We start from the raw sequence: 535 nt of genomic DNA, 5'->3' as shown, positions 1-535 counted from the left end.
CCCAGTTCATCGGTGCCGAGCAGGAACTGCAGTTGCCCGCCTTCGAGCCAGGCCGGCGGGGTCAGCAGGAAGTCGCGGTACTGCTCGCTGGGGTTATGCGGGGCAACCCAGGGCGCGAAGATCGCGCAGAAGATCACCAGCAACATGAACATCAGGCCGGCAACGGCGCCTTTGTTTTTGGAGAACGCTTGCCAGAATTCTTTGTACGGGGACGGATACAGCAGGCTTTGATCGACTGCTACCGAGGGTGTTGGAGTACTCATGGGTAATGATCTCAGCGCTGATGACGGATGCGTGGGTTGGCAAAGCCGTAGAGGATGTCCACCACGAAGTTGACCAGGATCACCAGGCAGGCGATTAACAGGATGCCGTTTTGTACGACGGGGTAGTCCCGGGCGCCGATGGCTTCGATCAGCCATTTACCGATGCCGGGCCAGGAGAAGATGGTCTCGGTCAGGACTGCACCGGCCAGCAGCGTGCCGACCTGCAGGCCGACCACGGTCAGTACCGGAATCAGCGCGTTGCGCAGGCCGTG

1 protein-coding gene and 1 pseudogene are annotated in these 535 nt (G+C 60.7%); both read right to left on the bottom strand.

The window, feature by feature from the left end; genetic code table 11:
• Positions 1-263 (bottom strand): annotated as a pseudogene (locus ACM6IP_RS25150) (dipeptide ABC transporter permease DppC); the annotation flags it as partial.
• Between the two features lie 11 nt (positions 264-274).
• Positions 275-535 (bottom strand): ABC transporter permease subunit (locus ACM6IP_RS25145; RefSeq protein ID WP_414862523.1); only part of this gene is annotated, 261 nt, incomplete at its 5' end.

The sequence above is a fragment of the Pseudomonas sp. IT-P176 genome, assembly GCF_949767245.1.
In the GTDB taxonomy this organism is placed as follows: domain Bacteria; phylum Pseudomonadota; class Gammaproteobacteria; order Pseudomonadales; family Pseudomonadaceae; genus Aquipseudomonas.
This window is presented reverse-complemented; position numbering and strand designations above follow the sequence as displayed.